The organism is Candidatus Pantoea formicae, from assembly GCF_011752625.1.
GTDB lineage: Bacteria > Pseudomonadota > Gammaproteobacteria > Enterobacterales > Enterobacteriaceae > Pantoea > Pantoea formicae.
This window is the reverse complement of sequence record NZ_VWXD01000002.1, coordinates 663,305-683,486: the sequence shown is the minus strand read 5'-3', so window position 1 is coordinate 683,486 and position 20,182 is coordinate 663,305. Positions and strand designations below refer to the sequence as shown.

The following is a 20,182-nucleotide window of genomic DNA, read 5'->3' as shown; positions in this document are numbered from 1 at the left end:
CTCTCACCCGTGACATTGAATGTCGACCAAGCATCCCCATATACTCAATATCCTGTGGGTTTAACTGCAAAACTTCTATTGCGCTGTACCCATACACCTGGCGGACATTAAACTAAGAGAGAGCTCTATGAATCCTGAGCGTTCTGAACGCATTGAAATCCCCGTGTTGCCATTGCGCGACGTGGTGGTTTATCCGCACATGGTAATTCCGTTGTTTGTTGGTCGGGAAAAATCGATCCGTTGCCTCGAAGCGGCGATGGATCATGACAAGAAGATCATGCTGGTTGCCCAGAAAGAGGCTTCAACGGATGAACCTGGTATTAACGATCTCTTCTCAGTAGGGACCGTCGCTTCCGTATTGCAGATGCTTAAGCTGCCCGATGGCACCGTTAAAGTGCTGGTCGAAGGCTTACAGCGCGCGCATATCACCACGCTGGCCGATAATGGCGACCATTTTGTTGCCCAAGCCGAGTACCTGATTTCGCCTGAAATTGAAGAGCGTGAGCAGGAAGTGCTGGTGCGTACTGCCATCAATCAGTTTGAAGGCTACATCAAGCTTAATAAAAAAATCCCGCCAGAGGTGTTAACCTCGCTCAACAGCATCGACGATGCGGCGCGTCTCGCCGACACCGTAGCAGCGCACATGCCGCTGAAACTGGCTGATAAACAGTCCGTGCTGGAGATGTCCGACGTGAATGAACGTCTGGAATATCTGATGGCGATGATGGAATCAGAAATCGATCTGCTGCAGGTAGAGAAACGCATTCGCAACCGCGTTAAAAAGCAGATGGAAAAAAGCCAGCGCGAGTACTACCTGAATGAGCAGATGAAGGCCATTCAGAAAGAGCTGGGCGAAATGGATGATGCGCCGGACGAATACGAAGCGCTGAAACGTAAAATTGATGCGGCGAAAATGCCGACAGAAGCGCGCGAAAAAGCGGAAGCTGAGTTGCAGAAGCTGAAGATGATGTCGCCTATGTCTGCAGAAGCGACGGTGGTTCGCGGCTACATCGATTGGATGGTTCAGGTGCCGTGGGTTGCGCGCAGCAAGGTGAAAAAAGACCTGCTGAAAGCGCAGGAAACGCTGGATACCGACCATTACGGTCTGGAACGCGTGAAAGATCGCATTCTTGAGTATCTTGCGGTGCAAAGTCGCGTCAGCAAAATCAAAGGGCCGATTCTGTGTCTCGTTGGACCGCCAGGTGTAGGTAAAACCTCACTCGGTCAGTCAATCGCGAAGGCCACTGGCCGTAAGTATGTACGTATGGCACTGGGTGGCGTGCGCGATGAAGCGGAAATCCGCGGACACCGCCGTACTTACATCGGTTCTATGCCGGGCAAACTGATCCAGAAAATGGCAAAAGTCGGCGTGAAGAACCCGCTGTTCCTGTTGGATGAGATCGATAAGATGTCGTCCGATATGCGCGGCGATCCGGCATCAGCATTGCTGGAAGTGCTGGATCCAGAACAGAACATTGCGTTCAACGATCACTATCTGGAAGTGGATTACGATCTCTCTGATGTGATGTTCGTGGCGACTTCAAACTCCATGAACATCCCGGCACCGCTGCTTGATCGTATGGAAGTGATTCGTCTCTCGGGTTATACCGAAGATGAAAAACTGAATATCGCTAAACAGCATTTACTGCCGAAACAGATTGAGCGTAATGCGCTGAAAGAGAAAGAGATCAGCGTTGACGATAGCGCCATCATCGGCATTATCCGCTACTACACCCGTGAAGCGGGCGTGCGTAGTCTGGAACGTGAACTCTCCAAGCTGTGCCGTAAAGCAGTGAAAACGCTGTTAATGGATAAAACCAAGAAGAGCATCAAGATTAACGGTGAAAACCTTCACGACTTCTTGGGTGTGCAGCGCTTTGACTATGGTCGCGCAGATACCGAAAACCGCGTAGGTCAGGTGACCGGTCTGGCGTGGACGGAAGTGGGTGGCGATCTGCTGACCATCGAAACCGCCTGCGTACCGGGTAAAGGCAAACTGACTTACACCGGCTCGCTGGGCGAAGTGATGCAAGAGTCTATCCAGGCGGCGCTGACAGTGGTTCGCGCGCGTGCGGATAAACTCGGCATTAACGGTGATTTCCACGAGAAACGTGATATCCACGTCCACGTGCCGGAAGGGGCTACACCGAAAGATGGTCCAAGTGCGGGTATCGCGATGTGTACCGCGCTGGTTTCCTGTTTGACGGGTAACCCAGTACGTTCTGACGTGGCCATGACCGGTGAAATCACCTTACGTGGTCAGGTACTGCCAATCGGTGGCTTGAAAGAAAAACTGCTGGCAGCGCATCGTGGCGGCATCAAAACGGTGTTGATCCCGGATGAGAACAAGCGTGATCTGGAAGAAATTCCACAGAACGTGATTGCCGATCTGACCATTCATCCTGTGAAGCGTATTGAAGAAGTGCTGACCCTGGCACTGGAAAATGCGCCTTATGGTATGCAGGTTGAGACGGTAAAATAGTGATTAACGGCAAAAAGCGTTAAAAAGCGAAGCTGGCAGACCAAATGGTGCTTGCCAGCTTTTTTTTGTGCCGTTAATTTAGGTGGCTGTTGGATCAACGATTAAGATGAATACCGTTGTTTCAGCTCCACAGGCTTGATATAACTTGCTGCGCGTTCGCACCGGGCGGGAAGCGCGGGTGCGATGTGAATAATAAAAGAGGGGATGAATAGAGTGAATAAGTCACAGTTGATCGACAAAATTGCTGCAGACGCTGACATTTCTAAAGCAGCAGCGGGACGTGTATTAGATGCATTCATGGGTTCCGTTTCTGACGCGCTGAAAGGCGGCGATGAAGTCGCGCTGGTTGGTTTCGGTACTTTCTCTGTACGTGAGCGTGCTGCTCGTACTGGCCGTAACCCACAAACGGGCAAAGAAATTACTATCCCAGCGGGTAAAGTACCGGGCTTCCGTGCAGGTAAAGCACTGAAAGACTCCGTCAATTAATGACCGCTGACACATCCATTGAAGCATTTTCTTCTATGGATTGAGGACGAAAAAGCCGTTCTCATGTAACATACGGGCACATCATTTTTGATGTGCCTTTTTTATTCTTGATGCGCGACGATAGCCTAAGGTTGTTGTCTCCGCATGGTTGCCAACTGCCAGCCTGAACAGCAGTTGCACGATGATGGCATCGTGTTAGAGCTTTACATTCACACTACAGCGGAGTGTTGTCATACCATGATGGACAATTTACGCGCGGCGTCGAATCATGTCGTGCTCAAGATCATTCTAGGATTGATCATCCTGTCATTCGTACTGACCGGGGTGGGCAACTACCTGATCGGCGGTGGCAGCGACTACGCTGCTAAAGTTAACGGTCATGAAATTAGCCGTGGCGAGTTAGAGCAGGCTTATAACAATGAGCGCAACCGTCAACAGCAAATGCTGGGCGATCAGTTCTCACAGTTAGCCAGCAACGAAGGCTATATGCAGCAGATGCGTCAGCAGGCGTTGTCTCAGCTGATTGATCAAGCGCTACTCGATCAGTACATCAAAGATCTGAACATTGGCATCAGCGATGAGCAGGTTAAGCAGGCAATCTTTAATCAGAAAGCTTTCCAGACCAATGGTCAGTTTGACAACGCTAAATACAGCGGCATGATCACCAGCATGGGCTTTACCGCCGACCAATACGCTGAGGCACTGCGTAAGCAGTTAGCCACTCAGCAACTGATTAATGCCGTGGCAAACACCGATTTCATGCTGAAAGGCGAAACCAGCAAGTTAGTAGACCTGGTGTCACAACAGCGTGAAGTGCGACAGGCTGTGATTGATGTCAATGCCCTGGCGGCGAAGCAAACCGCAAGCGACGATGAAATCAAACAGTATTACCAGCAGCATCAGAATAGCTTTATGGCGCCAGAGCAGTTCCGCGTCAGCTATATCAAGATGGACGCGGCAAGCATGCAGCAAGCTGTCAGCGATGCCGATGTTCAGAGTTGGTACGATCAGCATAAAGCGGATTACTCACAGCCGCAGCATAACCGCTACAGCGTGATTCAGACCAAGACTGAAGCTGACGCTAACGCCGTACTGGATGCACTGAAAAAGGGCGAGGATTTTGCCACCCTGGCAAAAACCAAATCCATTGACCCGATTTCATCGCGCAAGGGCGGTGATATGGGCTGGCTGGAGCCGAGCACCACACCTGATGAGCTGAAAAATGCCAACCTGACGCAGAAGGGGCAACTCTCTGGCGTGATTAAATCCTCTGTTGGCTACTTGGTGGTCCGCCTGGATGACATCCAACCTGAGCAAGTTAAACCGCTCGCCGAGATCCATGATGCTGTCGCGGAAAAAGTGAAGCAGGAAAAAGCGGTTGATGCATTCTATAAGATGCAGCAGAAAGTCAGCGAAGCGGCCAGCAATGACAATGAATCGTTGGCGGGTGCAGCGCAGGCTTCTGGTCTGAAAGTCGTTGAAAGCGATTGGTTCACCCATGATAACGTACCGGCTGACCTCGATTTTGATCAGGTTAAGCAGGCGATTTTCAACGGTGGTCTGGTAGGACAAAATGGTGCGCCGGGTAATAACTCTGACATCATCAGCGTGGATGGCGATCGTGCCTTCGTGTTGCGTATTAGCGAACATAAACCGGAAGCAGTGAAGCCGTTGGATCAGGTTAAAGCGCAGATCGCCGATAGCATTAAGCACGACAAAGCGACCCAGCAGGCGAAAGCACAGGCCGACAAATTACTGGTCGATCTCAAAGCCGGTAAAGAAGAAGTGCTGAAAGCCGCAGGCTTAACACTGAGCGCCAGCAAATCCTTTGACCGCAACGCGCAGGATCCTATCGCACAGTCGGCCTTCAATCTGCCACAGCCAGCGGACAACAAACCGTCTTGGGGCGTGAGTGAAGATATGCAAGGCAATGTGGTGCTGGTGGCGCTGGATAAAGTCAGCCCGGGCAACATGCCGCAAGCGCAGATTGATGAGATGGTGAAAGGCGTGACGCAGAACAACGCACAGATCGCGTTTGAAGCGCTGCTGGAAAATCTGCGTAAAGACGCGAAGATCAAGTACGGCGCGTCAGCACAAAACCAGTAAGCCTCACAAAAAAAGTGTATCTACTGCAATAACCTAAAGGCCGCTTCTGCGGCCTTTTCCATTTCTGGAATTGCCCTTTTGAGCCTTGAAAGGCGCTGTGACACTCTGCTGTGGCTGTCAAACACAAGGAGAAACACAGCATGGTGAAATCAACTTTTCGCGCTTTATGTATCACACTGGCGCTGGGTGGCGCGCTTTATACCAGCGGCCTGGCTGCGGCAGAGAGTCCCAGTGAGACGCAGGCGACACAGGTTTCCACACCACAAGAGGGACAAATCAGCATCAATCAGGCTACGGCCGAACAACTCGCTGCGGGCATGAACGGCATTGGTTTGAAGAAAGCCCAGGCGATTGTGAATTACCGCGAGCAGTACGGCCCCTTTAGCGCCATTGAGCAACTCAAAGAGATTCCTGGCATTGGCAATGCACTGGTTGAGCGCAATCTTGCCCGGTTGAAACTGTGAGACGGCTCGCGACTTTAAAGGATTAATCTGCCACCGATTCGGGCTGTGCTATGCTCAACAGGTCATACCAGTTGTTATTCTCAGCCTGAACAGGAGCAATAATGCAAACCACCATTAAAGTGCGCGGTTATCATCTCGACGTTTATCAGCACGTGAATAACGCGCGCTATCTGGAGTTTCTTGAAGAGGCACGCTGGCAGTGGTTGGAAGATGTTGATGCCTTTCATTGGCTGATGGAGCAGCAGTTGGCATTTGTGGTGGTGAATATCAACATTAACTATCGGCGTCCAGCGGTGCTGGGAGACGTGCTGCATATTGAGAGTGAAGTGTCGCAGCTCAGTGGTAAAAGCGGCATCATTTCTCAGCGCGTGCTGTTAGCGAGTGATAACTCAGTGGTCGCTGACGCGGCATTGACCTTTGTCTGCATTGATTTGCGCACCCAACGAGCAGTGCCGATGGAAGGGGAGTTACGCGACCGTCTGTCGGCGTTGATGGTGGAAAGCCATTAAGGGTTATAACAAGTTGGCGTTTGTCACGCCAACCTTTGAAGCGGCCTGAATCAGTTCAGGCCGCTTTTTTGTTTCATTACCGCCATCACGGCTGAGGCGTTGGCTTGATAATCAGCTAATCCACGCGCGCGCAAATGACAGGCAGCACACTCGCCACAGCCGTCACCTTTAACGCCGTTATAACAGGTTAGCGTTTCTGCGCGAACCAGGGGGAGCTGCTGCCAGTAATCCGCCAGTGCCCAAGTTTCGGCCTTGTTCAGCCACATCAGTGGCGTCTCAAAGCGAATATCGCGCGCCATACCCAAACTCACGGCGTGGTTAAGCGCTTTGACAAACTCATCGCGGCAATCAGGGTAGCCAGAGAAATCGGTCTCACAGACCCCAGTGATCACCGCTTCAGCTTCTACCTGGTAAGCGTAAATGGCCGCAAGCGTCAGGAACAGGATATTACGACCCGGCACAAAGGTGCTGGGTAAACCGCTGGCGTTAGGATCGTAGGTGGGCACCGGAATGTTATCGCGTGTCAGGCTGCTGACCGCGAGTTCGTTAAGCAGCGTGACATCCAATACTTTGTGTGCCCTGGCACCCAACTTTTGTGACAGTTCCGCCGCGACTTCAATCTCTTCGCGATGGCGCTGACCATAATCGAAGGTGACGCAGTGGACTTCATCATATTGTTGCAGTGCCTGAATCAAACAGGTGGTGGAGTCTTGCCCGCCACTGAATACGACAACGGCTCGTTTCATCTTATTTTCCCCATAAATCAGTGCGCCTATGGTACTGGCTCAGGCGCGGGCTGAACAGTGCCGGCTGCGGCAGGTGGCGGAATCCAGGCGCGGGTGAAATCAAACCAGCCCAGCGTATTGAGTTGAATACCTTCAACACCCGGTGGGGCAAACACCTGATAGCGGTAGTTAAACAGTGGGAGAAGATGACCTTCATTCATTAAGTGCTGAAACAGTTTATGCGTCAGTGCGGTGCGTCGTTCTGGGCTCTGTTGTTGTGCGATGGCACCGAGTGGCGCTTGCAGCACCGAGGCGCGTAGCGGATGCCATAGCGGATCATTTTCCAGCCAGTTCACTAAGGTGAACAACGGGGCATCACCGATCAGGCGATCGCCCATCACCACATCGGCTTCGCTCAGGTCGGTATCATCGCGCCAGCTTTTCACATCATGGAAAACACAGGTCAGTTCACATCCATGTTGAGCCAGCAAGGGCACCAGCGCTTGGGCCATAACGTGCAACTCAATCGGCAAATGATAGTGCAGCGTTAGTTTTTCCGGCAGTGTTACGCCGGTCATTTTCATCGGCGGCACGGGCCAGCCGGGAAGCAGTTCTTGGCTCGGAGTAATCAGCCCCTCATCCAGGGGGAGCTGCTGAATCACACCGCTGAGCTGGATTAAAGCGATCAGGGTTTTGGCTTGAGCAGCACTGAGACGGTGTGAAATGCGTGGCGCAAGGTAGCAAAAACCGAGGCTAATGCTGTGGTCCACCGGGCGCAGCGCATCCAGTTCATCGGGATCCCCAATCGCAATCTGCACCGGATGGCGACAGCTGGTGCCCAAGCCATGCGCAAATAACTGCGGGGTGATCCAATATTCCACCACCTGAATTAATGGGCGTTGCAGGTGCCAACGGGCATGGCTCTCAAGGCGAACCAGTTCAGGCGTAAAATGCGTGAGTTTCCAGGGGCCGCATCCTGTCTCTGGCGAGTCAGGGTGGGGGAGGAGACAGAATTGATGCGCCAGTCGCTGGGGGAGCCAGTAATCGCTCTGACGCAACTGAATACGTAGAGCTAAGGGATGTGGGGCTTCAATGCGTTCAATGGAGGCCAGTAAGCGGCCTCCACGGACGGTTTGCATAATCTGCTGCAGCTGAGTGGCTAATTGCGCCGCGTGTATCGGTTCATCGTTATGCCAGCTGAGCTGCGGGCGCAGCCAGAAATACCACTCTTTTCCGCTGCCATCATGCTGCCAGTGGTGGGCAAGGTCACCTTCCACGTCATTGCCACGGAAGCGCGTTAAGCCTGAAAAAATTTGCCGTAGTAAATGCTGTTCGGCACGTCCGGTAAGGCTCAACGGACGCAGCGGCTCCATGGCACGATAATAGGGAATACGCAGCACTGGCGCCTGGTTTTGCCACTGACCGCCCATTAGCGGGCGCAGCATTTTCACCAGTCTCTCGGGGTGCAAGTCCAGCACCTGTAGTGCCTGAACCGCTTCACCTGCCGCAAGTTGTTGGGTTAAAAGCTGCTGACGCAGTTGTTCAGGTGAGACCAAAAACGTCAGTTCGCCTTGTTTGCCGCGCCCAGACTCGCCGTGCCAGTTGAGCCAACCCGCCTCTTGCCACTGGCGAAGCAAGGTTCGCACATGGCGTTCGCTACAGAAGCAGTGTTGCGCCATGGCCACAACGCTTAAACGTTGTGGTTCACCCTGACTTAATTGCCACAGGCGTTGAAATTGATTAACCCGATGGAGTTCGCGCATAGATAAACCCGGAACAGTTTTATAAAAGTATTCACTATTAGTTCCGTAATTACCAGGCGATAGTAGATTCCTCATTCAGACAGGAGAATTCGCATGGCCCGCCTCGCGGCATTTGATATGGACGGAACGCTGTTGCTGCCAACGCATCGGCTCGGAAAAGAAACTATCGACACCCTGCATGCTTTGCATCAGCGTGATGTCACCATTGCTTTTGCTACCGGCCGCCATCTCATGGATATTCAGGCTGTGCGCGAACAAATCACCTTACCTGCCTGGCTTATCTCAGGTAACGGTACACGTATTCACGATCTGGAGGGTCAACAGCTGTTTGGCTGCGATTTGTCTCCTTCCGTGGCAGAAGAGGTGATTCACACTCACTGGCAAACTCCTGCATCGATTCACATTTTTAACGATGAAGGCTGGTTTACCGATAAGCCCTTGTTGAGTGTGATGGAAGCGCATGTGATGAGCGGTTTTCACTACCAGCTGCGCGACTTACGTCAGATGCCGGCACATGAAGTCACTAAGATCTGCTTTATCGCGCCCCATGAGCTTCTACTGGCGCTCAAAGTAGAATTGCAGCAAGCGTTAGGCGAGCGCGCCAATATCTGTTTTTCAGCGTGGGATTGTCTGGAAGTTTTGCCGCTGGACTGCCACAAAGGCGCGGCGCTGGCGCACTTATGCCAGCATTTATCCTTGTCGATGGCAGATTGTATGGCGTTTGGTGACGCGATGAACGACCGCGAAATGTTGGAGCGGGTGGGTAACGGGTTCATCATGGGTAACGCCATGAACCAGCTCAAAGCGTCATTACCCCATTTACCGATCATTGGACATTGCGAGACACAGGCAGTGTCTCACTACTTAAATCACTGGATGGCCACACCACACCTCGATTATTCCCCCGAATGCTGAGGATTACAGTGAGCCGGACAGGATGTCCGGTTTTTTATTTCATACCCGTCATACTTCGAATTGCAGGTGCGTTGGCTACACTCGCTCACCCGAATCACTTACTTCAGTAAGCTCATCGGGATTCTCTCGTTTGCCGCGTGATTCGGCCTGTGGCCTCACCCTTCGGGCCAGCGCAAGCGCTGTTCAAAAGTGTCACCTGACTCTTTTGTCCTGCAATTCGAATTATTTTGGGTATGGGTTATATGTCACGTTGCCACGATTGAATGTCACCAATATTCTGCGCCACCCATTCCGGATTGTAGTAGGTATCAGGATAGCGTTCGCCACTGTCACACAGCAGCGTCACCAGCGAACCCTGTTCGCCGTTCTCACGCATACGTTTTGCCACCTGCATCATCCCCCAGAAGTTGGTGCCGGTTGAGGCGCCAGGACGACGACCAAGAATCTTCTCCAGTTGCAACATCGCTGCCACCGTGGCGCCATCCGGCACTTTTATCATCTCATCTATCACGTCGGGTAAAAATGACGGTTCTACCCGCGGGCGCCCAATACCTTCAATCAGGCTGCCGCGTTCGCTAAGCAGTGAGGTATCGCGGCTGTGCCAGTAGTCGAAGAACACCGAATGTTGCGGATCAACCACTAACAGACGTGTGTCATGCCCCTGATAGCGGATATAGCGGCCCAGGGTGGCTGATGTGCCCCCGGTCCCAGCACTCATAATGACGGTGTGTGGCACCGGAAAAGGTTCATGCGCCATCTGGCGGAAAATACTTTCCGCGATGTTGTTGTTGCCACGCCAGTCGGTGGCGCGCTCAGCATAGGTAAATTGATCCATAAAGTGGCCGTTGAGCTCACGCGCCAGACGTTCTGATTCGCTGTAAAGCTGGCAAGGATCGGTAATGAAATGGCACTCCCCTCCATAAAAACGGATGAGTTCGATTTTACGTTTTGCCGTGCTGGCAGGCATGACCGCGATAAAGGGCAGGCCAAGCAAACGGGCGAAATAGGCTTCGGATACCGCGGTACTGCCGGAAGAGGCTTCAATGATCGGCGTATTTTCGCGGATCCAGCCATTCGCTAACCCATACAGAAACAGCGATCGCGCCAGGCGGTGTTTCAAACTCCCGCTAGGGTGGGTGCTTTCATCTTTTAAGTAAAAGCGAATGCCGGGAAAGTCATTCAGCGTAAAGCGGATCAAATGGGTATCCGCAGAACGTTGAAAATCAGCGTTAATTTCATTGATGGCGTGACGAACCCAAGGCGTTTGCATAGCGGCATTTCCAGAATCATTATTTTGCACAGTGTAAGGCACGAGCAGGAAAATTAAGTTGCTTTAATCCGGTTATAATGCCCGAATAAGAGAAAAATTTTCTCCCGGAGTGCCAAATGCTAGATAAAACTGACCGCACTTTGCTGTCGATGCTGCAACAGGATTGCACGCTGTCGCTTCAAGCTCTGGCGGACGCGGTTAACCTCACCACCACACCTTGCTGGAAACGCCTGAAAAAGCTGGAAGATGATGGCATTATTCGTGCGCGCGTGGCACTGCTGGATGGGGAGAAGATCGGGCTTTCGCTCACGGCTTTTATGTTTGTGAAGACTCAACAACACAGCAGTGACTGGTTTCATCAATTTGTTGCTGTAGTGCAGCAGATGCCTGAAGTGATGGCGTTTTATCGCATGGCAGGCGAGTACGATTATTTGATGCGCATCCAGGTCGCCGACATGAAAAGTTATGATGCGTTTTATAAACGTCTGGTGAATGGCGTGCCAGGCCTGATTGATGTGACGTCAAGTTTCGCCATGGAAGAGATTAAATATACCACCGCGTTGCCGGTAGCGCCCTAAGCGGGCACAGAAAGAGAGTTTCTTGTGCGATTATTCAGCCAGTTAAGTTGGTATTTCCTGCGCGAGTGGCGGCGATATCTGGGCGCCGTCAGCTTGCTCATTGTCATTGCTCTGCTGCAATTACTGCCGCCGCATGTTGTAGGTATCATTGTTGACGGTGTGACGCAGCATACCTTGAGCGGCAGCAAAATCTTTATGTGGATCGGCGTGATGTTGTTGACAGCGGTTATTGTTTATCTGCTGCGCTACGTCTGGCGCGTGCTGCTATTCGGCGCATCCTACCAGCTAGCCGTTGAGTTACGTGAGGATTTCTATCGCCAGCTCAGCCGACAACATCCCGCTTTCTATTTGCGCCATCGTACGGGTGATTTGATTGCGCGCGCCACCAACGACGTCGATCGTGTGGTGTTCGCTGCGGGCGAAGGCGTCCTGACGCTGGTGGATTCGCTGGTGATGGGGCTGGTTGTGTTGGCCGTCATGAGTACGCAAATTAGCTGGGAGTTGACGCTACTGGCATTGATTCCGATGCCACTGATGGCGATTGCGATTCAAAAAGACGGCGCGCGCCTGCACCAGCGCTTTAAAGTGGCGCAGGCGGCGTTCTCGAGCCTGAACGATCAGACCCAAGAAAGCCTCACCAGTATTCGCATGATCAAAGCCTTTGGTCTGGAAGATCATCAATCTCAGCAGTTCGCTGATATCGCCAGCGATACCGGGAAAAAGAACCTGCATGTGGCGCGGGTTGATGCGCGTTTTGATCCCATTATTTACATCGCCGTGGGCTTCTCGAATCTACTGGCGATTGCGGGCGGCGGCTGGATGGTGTGGCACGGTAGCCTTACCCTGGGGCAACTCACCAGTTTTGTCATGTACCTCGGATTAATGATTTGGCCGATGCTGGCCTTGGCGTGGATGATCAATATCGTCGAGCGCGGAAGTGCAGCGTGGAGCCGCATCCGCGCGCTGCTGGCGGAAGCGCCAGCGGTGGAAGATGGACAAAAAGTGTTGCCCGCAGAACCGGGCGTATTGCAGGTCGCCATCCGCGAGTTTCGTTATCCGGCTAATGCGGGCGCGGTACTCAGCCATCTCAACTTCCAGCTCAAGCCAGGGCAGATGCTGGGCCTGTGTGGCCCAACAGGCTGCGGCAAAAGTACGCTGCTGAGCTTAATTCAGCGCCACTTTGATATCGATCAGGGTGACATTCGTTATCACAATCTGCCGCTCAGTCAGTTAAGGCTTGATAGCTGGCGCAGCAAATTGGCCGTGGTGAGTCAGACCCCGTTCCTGTTCTCCGATACCGTGGCAAACAACCTGGCACTGGGGCGCCCAAACGCCACACAGCAGGAGATTGAACACGTAGCGCAGATGGCCTGTGTGCACGATGACATTTTGCGTCTGCCACAGGGCTATGACACTGAGGTTGGTGAGCGCGGCGTGATGCTCTCTGGCGGCCAGAAACAGCGTATTGCGATTGCGCGCGCGTTGCTACTGAATGCCGAAATCCTGATCCTGGATGATGCCCTCTCGGCGGTTGATGGCCGCACGGAGTATGAAATCCTGCATAACCTACGCCAGTGGGGTAAAGGACGCACCTTAATCATCAGCGCACACCGTTTGTCAGCGCTGACTGAGGCCAACGAAATTCTGGTACTTCAACAAGGTGCGGTAACACAACGTGGCGATCATGACACCCTCGCCGCGCAAGAGGGCTGGTATCGCGATATGTACCGTTATCAACAGTTGGAAGCCGCACTGGATGAAGATGAAGCGGCAGAGGGCGCAAACTATGGCTAAATCGCAACGGTTATGGCCCACGCTGAAACGCCTGTTGGCTTATGGCAAACCTTGGCGTAAATCATTGTGGCTGGCAGTCGGCATGTTATGGATTGCCGCAGCGGCTGAAGTCACCGGTCCAGTTCTGGTGAGCTACTTTATTGACAACCTGGTGGCGAAACATCAGATGCCTTGGGCCATCGCTATCGGCCTATTGGTGTGCTTTATCCTGCTGCAGCTGCTCGCAGCAGGATTGCACTATTTTCAGGCGCTGTTGTTTAACCGGGCGGCGATTGGCGTCGTGCAACAGCTGCGCGTGGATGTGATGAACGCGGCGTTGCGTCAGCCGCTCAGTGCCTTTGACACGCAACCGGTTGGGCAGATTATCTCGCGTGTGACTAACGACACCGAAGTGATCAAAGATCTCTACGTGACCGTCGTGGCTACGGTGCTGCGCAGTGCCGCGCTGATTGGTGCGATGCTGGTGGCGATGTTTTCACTTGACTGGCGCATGGCGCTGGTGGCGATTGTCATCTTCCCGTTGGTCTTAACGGTGATGCTGATTTATCAGCGCTACAGTACGCCGATTGCCCGTCGTGTGCGCAGCTATCTCGCGGATATTAACAACGGCTTCAACGAAGTGATCAACGGCATGAGCGTAATCCAACAGTTTCGCCAACAGGCGCGTTTTGGGGAGCGTATGGGTGAAGCCAGCCGTTCACACTATCTGGCGCGTATGGAAACGCTACGTCTGGACGGCTTCCTGCTGCGGCCGCTGCTTAGCCTGTTTTCCGCCATGATTCTGTGTGGTTTGCTGATGCTGTTCAGTTTTGCTACCCCAGGTATCTTTGAGGTAGGGGTGCTGTATGCCTTTATTACCTACCTTGGTCGCCTGAATGAACCGCTGATTGAGTTGACCACCCAGCAGTCCATGCTGCAACAGGCCGTCGTATCGGGTGAGCGCATTTTTGAATTAATGGATGCGACTCAACAAGACTATGGCGCTGATAATCAGCCTCTGGCCTCCGGGCGTATTACATTGCGTGATGTCAGCTTTGCCTATCGCGATAATCGCGATGTTCTGAGCCATATCAATCTGGAGGTGCCCGCGCGCGGTTTTGTGGCGCTGGTAGGGCATACCGGCAGTGGAAAGAGCACATTAGCTAACTTGTTGATGGGCTATTACCCGGTGACGCGCGGCAGCATTGAGCTGGATGATCGTCCATTACCGCAGTTAACGCACAACGCGTTACGCCAAAGCGTCGCGATGGTGCAGCAAGATCCGGTGGTGCTGGCCGATACCCTATTAGCGAATGTGCGGCTGGGACGCGATATCCCGGAAGAGCAGGTGTGGCAGGCGCTGGAAACCGTACAACTTGCCACACTGGCACGCTCAATGTCAGAGGGTATTCATACGCGGTTGGGTGAGCAGGGCAACAATCTGTCTGTGGGGCAGAAGCAGCTGCTGGCGCTGGCACGCGTATTGGTGTCGTTACCCCAAATTCTGATACTTGATGAAGCGACTGCCAACATTGATTCAGGGACCGAACAGGCGATTCAACACGCCTTGCGCGCACTCCGCCAGCACAGCACGCTGGTGGTGATTGCACACCGCCTTTCGACTATCACCGAAGCGGATCAAATATTGGTGCTACATCGTGGTCAGGTGGCAGAGCGCGGCACGCATGCCGAATTGCTGGCGGCGCAAGGGCGTTATTGGCAAATGTATCAGCTGCAGCAAGCAGGAGATGAACTCGCGGCGAGCATCCCTGTACAAGCTGAAGGGTGATTTGCACCTTTTTTGCGCAGATTTATCGGATTGTTCTGTATTGATGCACTTCTTTGAGGCTTAAAGCACCAAAGAAGTGCAATATTGCAACACCATTCTTTTACCCAATCTTCAGACTGCGCCTTCGATCACATAACGAAGCGCGATTTAGCGCGTCTATCCAACTGACTTCTCCCCTTTTTTAATTTGTGGCACAGCGTTTGCTTATATCCCTACGTGTCCGCGAGACTCACTCAATTTATTATCCGGAGGGGAACGTATGAAGCTGGTTACCGTGGTAATCAAACCATTTAAGCTGGAGGACGTGCGTGAAGCTTTATCCTCCATTGGCATTCAGGGACTGACTGTTACCGAAGTGAAGGGTTTTGGTCGCCAGAAAGGTCACGCAGAGCTTTATCGCGGTGCCGAGTACAGCGTCAACTTCCTGCCGAAAGTAAAAATTGATATCGCGATAGCGGACGATCAACTCGATGAAGTGGTGGATGTCATCAGCAAAGCCGCTTATACCGGCAAAATTGGCGACGGCAAAATCTTCGTCGCAGAACTGCAGCGCGTTATTCGTATTCGTACTGGCGAGACCGACGAAGCAGCACTGTAACTGGGGCTCTGAATTGTGATGGGATGGAAAGAAATGAATAAACTAATGACCAAGTTGGGCCTCACCAGCCTGGCGCTGTTACCGTCTCTGGCCATGGCGGCAGCACCTGCCGTTGCGGATAAAGCCGATAACGCCTTTATGATGATCTGTACCGCACTGGTATTGTTCATGACAATCCCGGGCATTGCCCTGTTTTACGGCGGTCTCATCCGTGGAAAGAACGTGCTCTCCATGCTGACGCAAGTCGCAGTGACTTTTGCCTTAGTGTGCGTGCTGTGGGTGGTTTACGGTTATTCCCTGGCCTTCAGCGAAGGCAACGCTTTCTTCGGTAACTTCCAGTGGGCGATGCTGAAGAACATTGAGCTGAAAGCCGTAATGGGCAGCTTCTATCAGTATATTCACGTTGCGTTCCAGGCTTCCTTTGCCTGTATCACTGTGGGTCTGATTGTTGGAGCTATCGCAGAACGTATTCGCTTCTCTGCGGTACTGATCTTTGTGGTGGTCTGGCTGACGCTTTCTTATCTGCCAATCGCACACATGGTGTGGGCAGGCGGTCTGCTGGCTCAGGACGGCGCGCTGGACTTCGCGGGCGGTACTGTTGTACACATCAACGCGGCGGTTGCTGGCTTGGTGGGTGCTTACCTGGTGGGTAAACGTGCGGGCTTCGGTAAAGAAGCGTTCAAACCACACAACTTGCCAATGGTCTTTACCGGTACAGCGATTCTGTATGTGGGCTGGTTTGGCTTCAACGCCGGTTCTGCTTCTTCTGCAAATGAAATCGCCGCGTTGGCCTTCCTGAATACTGTTGTGGCGACTGCGGGTGCGGTGCTGTCATGGGTGTTCGGTGAGTGGGCGATGCGTGGCAAACCTTCTCTGCTGGGTGCATGCTCAGGTTTCATTGCCGGTCTGGTGGCCATTACCCCAGCCTGTGGTTATGTCGGTGTGGGTGGTGCGCTGATTATCGGTCTGGCCGGTGGCTTGGCAGGTATCTGGGGTGTGACCACGCTGAAGAAATGGCTGCGCGTTGATGACCCATGTGATGTGTTCGGTGTGCACGGCGTGTGCGGTATCTTGGGTTGTATCCTGACCGGTGTGTTCGCGTCATCTTCACTGGGTGGCGTAGGCTACGCAGAAGGCGTGACCATGGGTCATCAGGTTTGGGTTCAACTGTTCAGCTGCGGTGTGACCATCATCTGGTCAGGTGTTGTCGCCTTCATCGGCTTCAAACTGGCAGATATGATTGTTGGCCTGCGTGTTCCAGAAGATCAGGAACGTGAAGGTCTGGATGTCAACAGCCACGGCGAAAACGCTTACAACCAGTAAGTGCCGGGCTGCTGAAGAGCAGTGCGCTAAAACAATAAAAATGTGAAGGGGCGATGATATCGCCCCTTTTTTATGCCTCGCGTTGACGCATGACACCTTCCTGCACGGTGGTCGCGACCAGCGTGCCATCCTGGGTGTAAAACTCTCCGCGCACAAAACCACGTGCACCAGAAGCCGATGTGCTGACCACGCTGTACAGTAGCCATTCTGAGAGGTCAAACGGACGATGGAACCACATGGAGTGATCGATGGTTGCCACCTGCATATCTGGCTCAAGAAAACCTTTGCCGTGCGGTTGTAACGCTACAGGCAGGAAGTTGAGATCTGAAGCGTAACCCAGCACATATTGGTGGATGCGGCGGTCGTCGGGCATCTGACCATTCGCCCGTACCCACACCTGGCGCAGCGGTTCATCAACCCGGCCTTTTAGCGGGTTATGAATTTGCACCGGACGAATATCCAGTGGGCGCTCAGCGAGAAACTTCTCTTTAAGTTTGAGCGGCAAATGCGCCGCGAGCTTTTGTGCTAAATCTTGCTCCGAGGGGAGATTGTCTGGACCTGGCACTTGCGGCATGGTGTTTTGATGCTCAAAACCGTTTTCGGGTGCCTGGAATGAGGCGGTCATGTAGAAGATGGGATGGCCATTTTGTACGGCACTGACGCGACGCGCACTGAAACTTTTACCATCGCGCAGGGTTTCAACATCATAGATTATGGCTTTTTCGCTATCACCGGGACGCAGGAAGTAGCTGTGGAACGAGTGGATGATGCGATCTTCCGGCACGGTCTGCTTTGCCGCGTACAGCGCTTGTCCCACGACTTGCCCACCAAACACCTGACGCAGACCGAGGTCTTCACTCTGGCCGCGAAACAGGCCCTCTTCGAGTTTTTCCAGATTTAATAAGTTAAGCAGGTTGTGTAGTGCCTGGCTCATAGCCGATTCCTCAATGATTCCGATCGCGTCAGTTTGAAAGATCCGACCAGTTTCCGTCAATGATTTTGCCGTGATTTCAGCGGGCTGGCAGTGCTTTTGGGCGCAATCCGGATTTTTGTGCCAGAATTAAGGTCAATCGGCGGTTGAAAAGCTACCCAATAAATTAACCGCCGACAATCATAGTGCTCATAAGGAGACGACATCGATGAAACTCTGGCATGTTATAAGTGGTGTGACGCTGGCGGCAGCAATGGTTGGCTGTGCCGATCACGGTAAGCCGGTAGCCACCCCAACGTTAGGCTCCGCCGTTGCTGGGCAACAGGCCGCGATTACGCAGCCTAACGTTAGTGGTTCGGTGTATATTCGCCAGCGCATTGCGTTGCCGCCGGATGCGGTATTAACCGTGACGCTGTCCGACGCCTCCCTCGCCGATGCGCCATCGAAAGTATTGGCGCAGCATGTCGTGCGCACCGAAGGGAAACAGGCGCCGTTCCAGTTCGTGCTGCCGTTTAATCCTGCTGATATTCAGCCAAACGCACGAATTTTGCTGAGCGCAGCGATTGCGATTGATGGCAAGCTGGCGTTTATCACGGACACCGTTAAGCCGGTAATCAATCAGGGCGGAACAAAAGCGGAATTGTTGCTGGTGCCAGTCACCAATATGGCAATGCCAACTCAACCGGGTGCGGCGACGACGGTGACGTCAACCTCGCCAACGCAGGTTGTGCCTTCAGCGTCGGTGCCTGCGCCGACGAGTATGTGATAAAAGCAGGGTGGGGGAGTGTACGACTAAAACAGGGCGGGGAGTGTGCGAACAGGCAACACTGTTGCGTAAAGTCGCTGTCTCGTCCCTGATCGCTCGGCACACGCCATCCCTGGCGTGTGACGCTTTACTCCACAGTGTTGCCTGTTCGCACTTCAGCTTGGGTGCGAAGACAGCGCTTCAGCCATGGTTCCTAAGGCAATACTTCAGCTTAGGTGCGAAGACAGCGCTTCAGCATGGTTGCTAAGGCAGTGCTTCAGCTTGGGTACGAAGACAACTCTTCAGCATGGGTGCGGCAACACTTGAGTATGGATGCACCGAGAAGCTCAATACTCCCAGCGATACTTCTCTAATTCAATCTCACCGGCATCGCTGACTTCGATGCCTTCTGCTTCCAGCGCATCACGCTGGCGGAAGAGATCGTCGCCTTGCAGTGAAATGCGGCCATGACGATTAATGACGCGGAACCACGGCAATTTGCTGCCCTCGGGTAAGCGACGTAATACGCCGCCGACTTGTCTTGCGGCACGCGGTGAACCGGCAAGCAGGGCGATATCGCCGTAGGTGGTGACTTTGCCTTCGGGGATTGCGGCAATAATTTGCCAGACGCGTTCGGAAAAATTGCTTGTGTCGTTCATGCACGCACCTGATTCAGCGAGTAAACGCAGACTTTAGCATGCAGAGAGGGTGAGAATCAGGGTTTTAAGGGATAGCTGTTCAAGAAAACAACGGTCACCCGGCCTACGCTTGCAATTGCCAGGGGCTTACTTGATAATGCCTGCGCTCTCGAAAGAGAGCTCGTCAATGGGGGCCCTGTTGGTTCTCCCGCAACGCTAACTTGTGAACTCGGTCAGGTCCGGAAGGAAGCAGCCGCAGCAGGCGACGCGTGTGCCGGGATGTAGCTGGCAGGGCCTCCACCATTTCTACTCTCCAAAAAAATCCCAACCAATACAGCACACAGCAGAACGCTGGCACTCCTTTGCCTGATGATCTTTCCCTGATTAAAACGATGGCGTAACGAATCGGTAGGCAGTAAAACGTTAGCGGACGAACTTCCAGACTGAAACTGGCACTTTATCGTAAAGCTTATTCATCGTTAGCTCGGCTAAGCGATGATCGGCTGCTGAATAAAAAACCGCGAGTTCGTTGTCAGATAATTCGTACTTGTTTTTTTCGATCACCCGTTCGAGGGTGTCGATTGAGCGACAACGGCGAAGTCGCATCAAATAATCTGTTTTGGTTAAGGCTTGGTTGCTCATAAATAAACCGGTCTCACTCTGATGCTAAAAGGAATGGCTGGGTTGTTGGAGAAAAGCGCACTCTTCGGCAAACAGGTTAAATAAGCGTCTTGCTGAACGTTGCCACCGCTGAAGATCCTGAGTATTGATTCCGTAGCTGCTGAACAGCATAAAGGTATCGTCAAGATATTCATCGATTTGCGTAATCAGCGCTTCATCTTCAACGTGCTTAATTTTGTAATTCATCGTGAAAGACGCGATATGCTCAATCAAATCGTTGAGCTGTAAATTGCTTTCCGCAGTAGGATCATTAACCCAGCCGTGGTGGCTGTCAGTTAGTGTCGCCATACTTTCGTCAAACAGGTTCTCACACAGGAATTTAAGCTGGGCAATATCATGCCGTTTTGGTGAGTATTCGTCCATCTTTTTCCCCTCCAGAGCTTGCACTGTTACCGCAGCGCGGCGT

The 20,182-nt window shown here is 52.8% G+C and carries 19 protein-coding genes and 1 other RNA gene; 13 read left to right on the top strand and 7 right to left on the bottom strand.

Annotated features, from left to right (window positions below):
* Positions 1–127: 127 nt before the first annotated feature.
* The 5 genes from lon (at position 128) to F3J38_RS07880 (ending at position 6,047) form a co-directional block, all read left to right on the top strand.
* Positions 128–2,482: an endopeptidase La gene (gene lon / locus F3J38_RS07900; protein WP_167136582.1), complete on the top strand. Its 2,355-nt coding sequence runs from the start codon at positions 128–130 to the stop codon at positions 2,480–2,482.
* Between the two features lie 213 nt (positions 2,483–2,695).
* Entirely contained in the window at positions 2,696–2,968 is a 273-nt protein-coding gene (gene hupB / locus F3J38_RS07895) for a nucleoid-associated protein HU-beta (RefSeq protein WP_034828113.1), read from the top strand.
* Positions 2,969–3,205: 237 nt separating this feature from the next.
* On the top strand, positions 3,206–5,074 hold the full coding sequence (gene ppiD, locus F3J38_RS07890) for a peptidylprolyl isomerase (RefSeq protein WP_167137133.1): 1,869 nt from the start codon (positions 3,206–3,208) through the stop codon (positions 5,072–5,074).
* Positions 5,075–5,214: 140 nt separating this feature from the next.
* Positions 5,215–5,538 carry a ComEA family DNA-binding protein gene (locus F3J38_RS07885; RefSeq protein WP_167136579.1) on the top strand — a complete coding sequence of 108 codons (324 nt, stop codon included), beginning with the start codon at positions 5,215–5,217 and terminating at the stop codon, positions 5,536–5,538.
* A gap of 101 nt (positions 5,539–5,639) precedes the next feature.
* Positions 5,640–6,047, top strand: a complete 408-nt coding sequence (locus F3J38_RS07880; protein ID WP_167136576.1) for an acyl-CoA thioesterase — start codon at positions 5,640–5,642, stop codon at positions 6,045–6,047.
* 50 nt (positions 6,048–6,097) lie between these two features.
* Here the strand turns inward: F3J38_RS07880 and queC are convergent, their stop codons facing one another.
* Together queC and F3J38_RS07870 are read right to left on the bottom strand one after the other, a co-directional pair.
* Positions 6,098–6,793, bottom strand: a complete 696-nt coding sequence (gene queC, locus F3J38_RS07875; protein ID WP_167136572.1) for a 7-cyano-7-deazaguanine synthase QueC — start codon at positions 6,791–6,793, stop codon at positions 6,098–6,100.
* Between the two features lie 26 nt (positions 6,794–6,819).
* Positions 6,820–8,535, bottom strand: a complete 1,716-nt coding sequence (locus F3J38_RS07870; protein ID WP_167136569.1) for an SgrR family transcriptional regulator — start codon at positions 8,533–8,535, stop codon at positions 6,820–6,822.
* A gap of 93 nt (positions 8,536–8,628) precedes the next feature.
* Here F3J38_RS07870 and cof point away from each other — a divergent pair, with 93 nt between their 5' ends.
* On the top strand, positions 8,629–9,450 hold the full coding sequence (gene cof, locus F3J38_RS07865) for an HMP-PP phosphatase (protein ID WP_167136567.1): 822 nt from the start codon (positions 8,629–8,631) through the stop codon (positions 9,448–9,450).
* Between the two features lie 238 nt (positions 9,451–9,688).
* Here the strand turns inward: cof and F3J38_RS07860 are convergent, their stop codons facing one another.
* Positions 9,689–10,720 (bottom strand): PLP-dependent cysteine synthase family protein, encoded by a 1,032-nt coding sequence (locus tag F3J38_RS07860; protein WP_167136565.1) that lies wholly within the window; start codon positions 10,718–10,720, stop codon positions 9,689–9,691.
* 116 nt (positions 10,721–10,836) lie between these two features.
* Between F3J38_RS07860 and F3J38_RS07855 the strand changes: the two genes are divergently transcribed.
* The 5 genes from F3J38_RS07855 (at position 10,837) to amtB (ending at position 16,781) form a co-directional block, all read left to right on the top strand.
* Entirely contained in the window at positions 10,837–11,298 is a 462-nt protein-coding gene (locus F3J38_RS07855) for an Lrp/AsnC family transcriptional regulator (RefSeq protein WP_167136563.1), read from the top strand.
* Positions 11,299–11,322: 24 nt separating this feature from the next.
* Positions 11,323–13,092 (top strand): SmdA family multidrug ABC transporter permease/ATP-binding protein, encoded by a 1,770-nt coding sequence (locus F3J38_RS07850; RefSeq protein ID WP_167136560.1) that lies wholly within the window; start codon positions 11,323–11,325, stop codon positions 13,090–13,092.
* Entirely contained in the window at positions 13,085–14,860 is a 1,776-nt protein-coding gene (locus F3J38_RS07845; RefSeq protein WP_167136558.1) for a SmdB family multidrug efflux ABC transporter permease/ATP-binding protein, read from the top strand. The genes F3J38_RS07850 and F3J38_RS07845 overlap by 8 nt, the downstream gene beginning before the upstream one ends.
* 259 nt (positions 14,861–15,119) lie before the next feature.
* Positions 15,120–15,458, top strand: a complete 339-nt coding sequence (gene glnK, locus F3J38_RS07840; protein WP_007886947.1) for a P-II family nitrogen regulator — start codon at positions 15,120–15,122, stop codon at positions 15,456–15,458.
* A 33-nt stretch (positions 15,459–15,491) separates the two neighbouring features.
* Positions 15,492–16,781 carry an ammonium transporter AmtB gene (gene amtB, locus F3J38_RS07835; protein WP_167136556.1) on the top strand — a complete coding sequence of 430 codons (1,290 nt, stop codon included), beginning with the start codon at positions 15,492–15,494 and terminating at the stop codon, positions 16,779–16,781.
* A gap of 70 nt (positions 16,782–16,851) precedes the next feature.
* Here amtB and tesB read toward each other — a convergent pair whose 3' ends face one another.
* Positions 16,852–17,715 (bottom strand): acyl-CoA thioesterase II, encoded by an 864-nt coding sequence (gene tesB / locus F3J38_RS07830; RefSeq protein WP_167136554.1) that lies wholly within the window; start codon positions 17,713–17,715, stop codon positions 16,852–16,854.
* Between the two features lie 205 nt (positions 17,716–17,920).
* On the opposite strand from tesB, the gene F3J38_RS07825 reads away from it, so the two are divergent.
* Positions 17,921–18,478, top strand: a complete 558-nt coding sequence (locus F3J38_RS07825) for a YbaY family lipoprotein (protein WP_167136552.1) — start codon at positions 17,921–17,923, stop codon at positions 18,476–18,478.
* A gap of 326 nt (positions 18,479–18,804) precedes the next feature.
* On the opposite strand, the gene F3J38_RS07820 is transcribed toward F3J38_RS07825, so the two are convergent.
* Entirely contained in the window at positions 18,805–19,116 is a 312-nt protein-coding gene (locus tag F3J38_RS07820; protein WP_167136550.1) for an MGMT family protein, read from the bottom strand.
* A gap of 176 nt (positions 19,117–19,292) precedes the next feature.
* Here F3J38_RS07820 and ffs point away from each other — a divergent pair.
* Positions 19,293–19,389, top strand: an RNA gene (gene ffs / locus F3J38_RS07815) — signal recognition particle sRNA small type.
* A gap of 129 nt (positions 19,390–19,518) precedes the next feature.
* On the opposite strand, the gene hha is transcribed toward ffs, so the two are convergent.
* Together hha and tomB are read right to left on the bottom strand one after the other, a co-directional pair.
* The gene (gene hha / locus F3J38_RS07810) at positions 19,519–19,737 is read right to left on the bottom strand and encodes a hemolysin expression-modulating protein Hha (RefSeq protein WP_034828137.1); all 219 of its coding nucleotides are present in this window, start codon (positions 19,735–19,737) and stop codon (positions 19,519–19,521) included.
* Between the two features lie 24 nt (positions 19,738–19,761).
* A complete protein-coding gene (gene tomB, locus F3J38_RS07805) occupies positions 19,762–20,139 on the bottom strand; it encodes an Hha toxicity modulator TomB (protein WP_034828139.1) in 378 nt (125 codons plus the stop codon).
* Positions 20,140–20,182 lie beyond the last annotated feature (43 nt).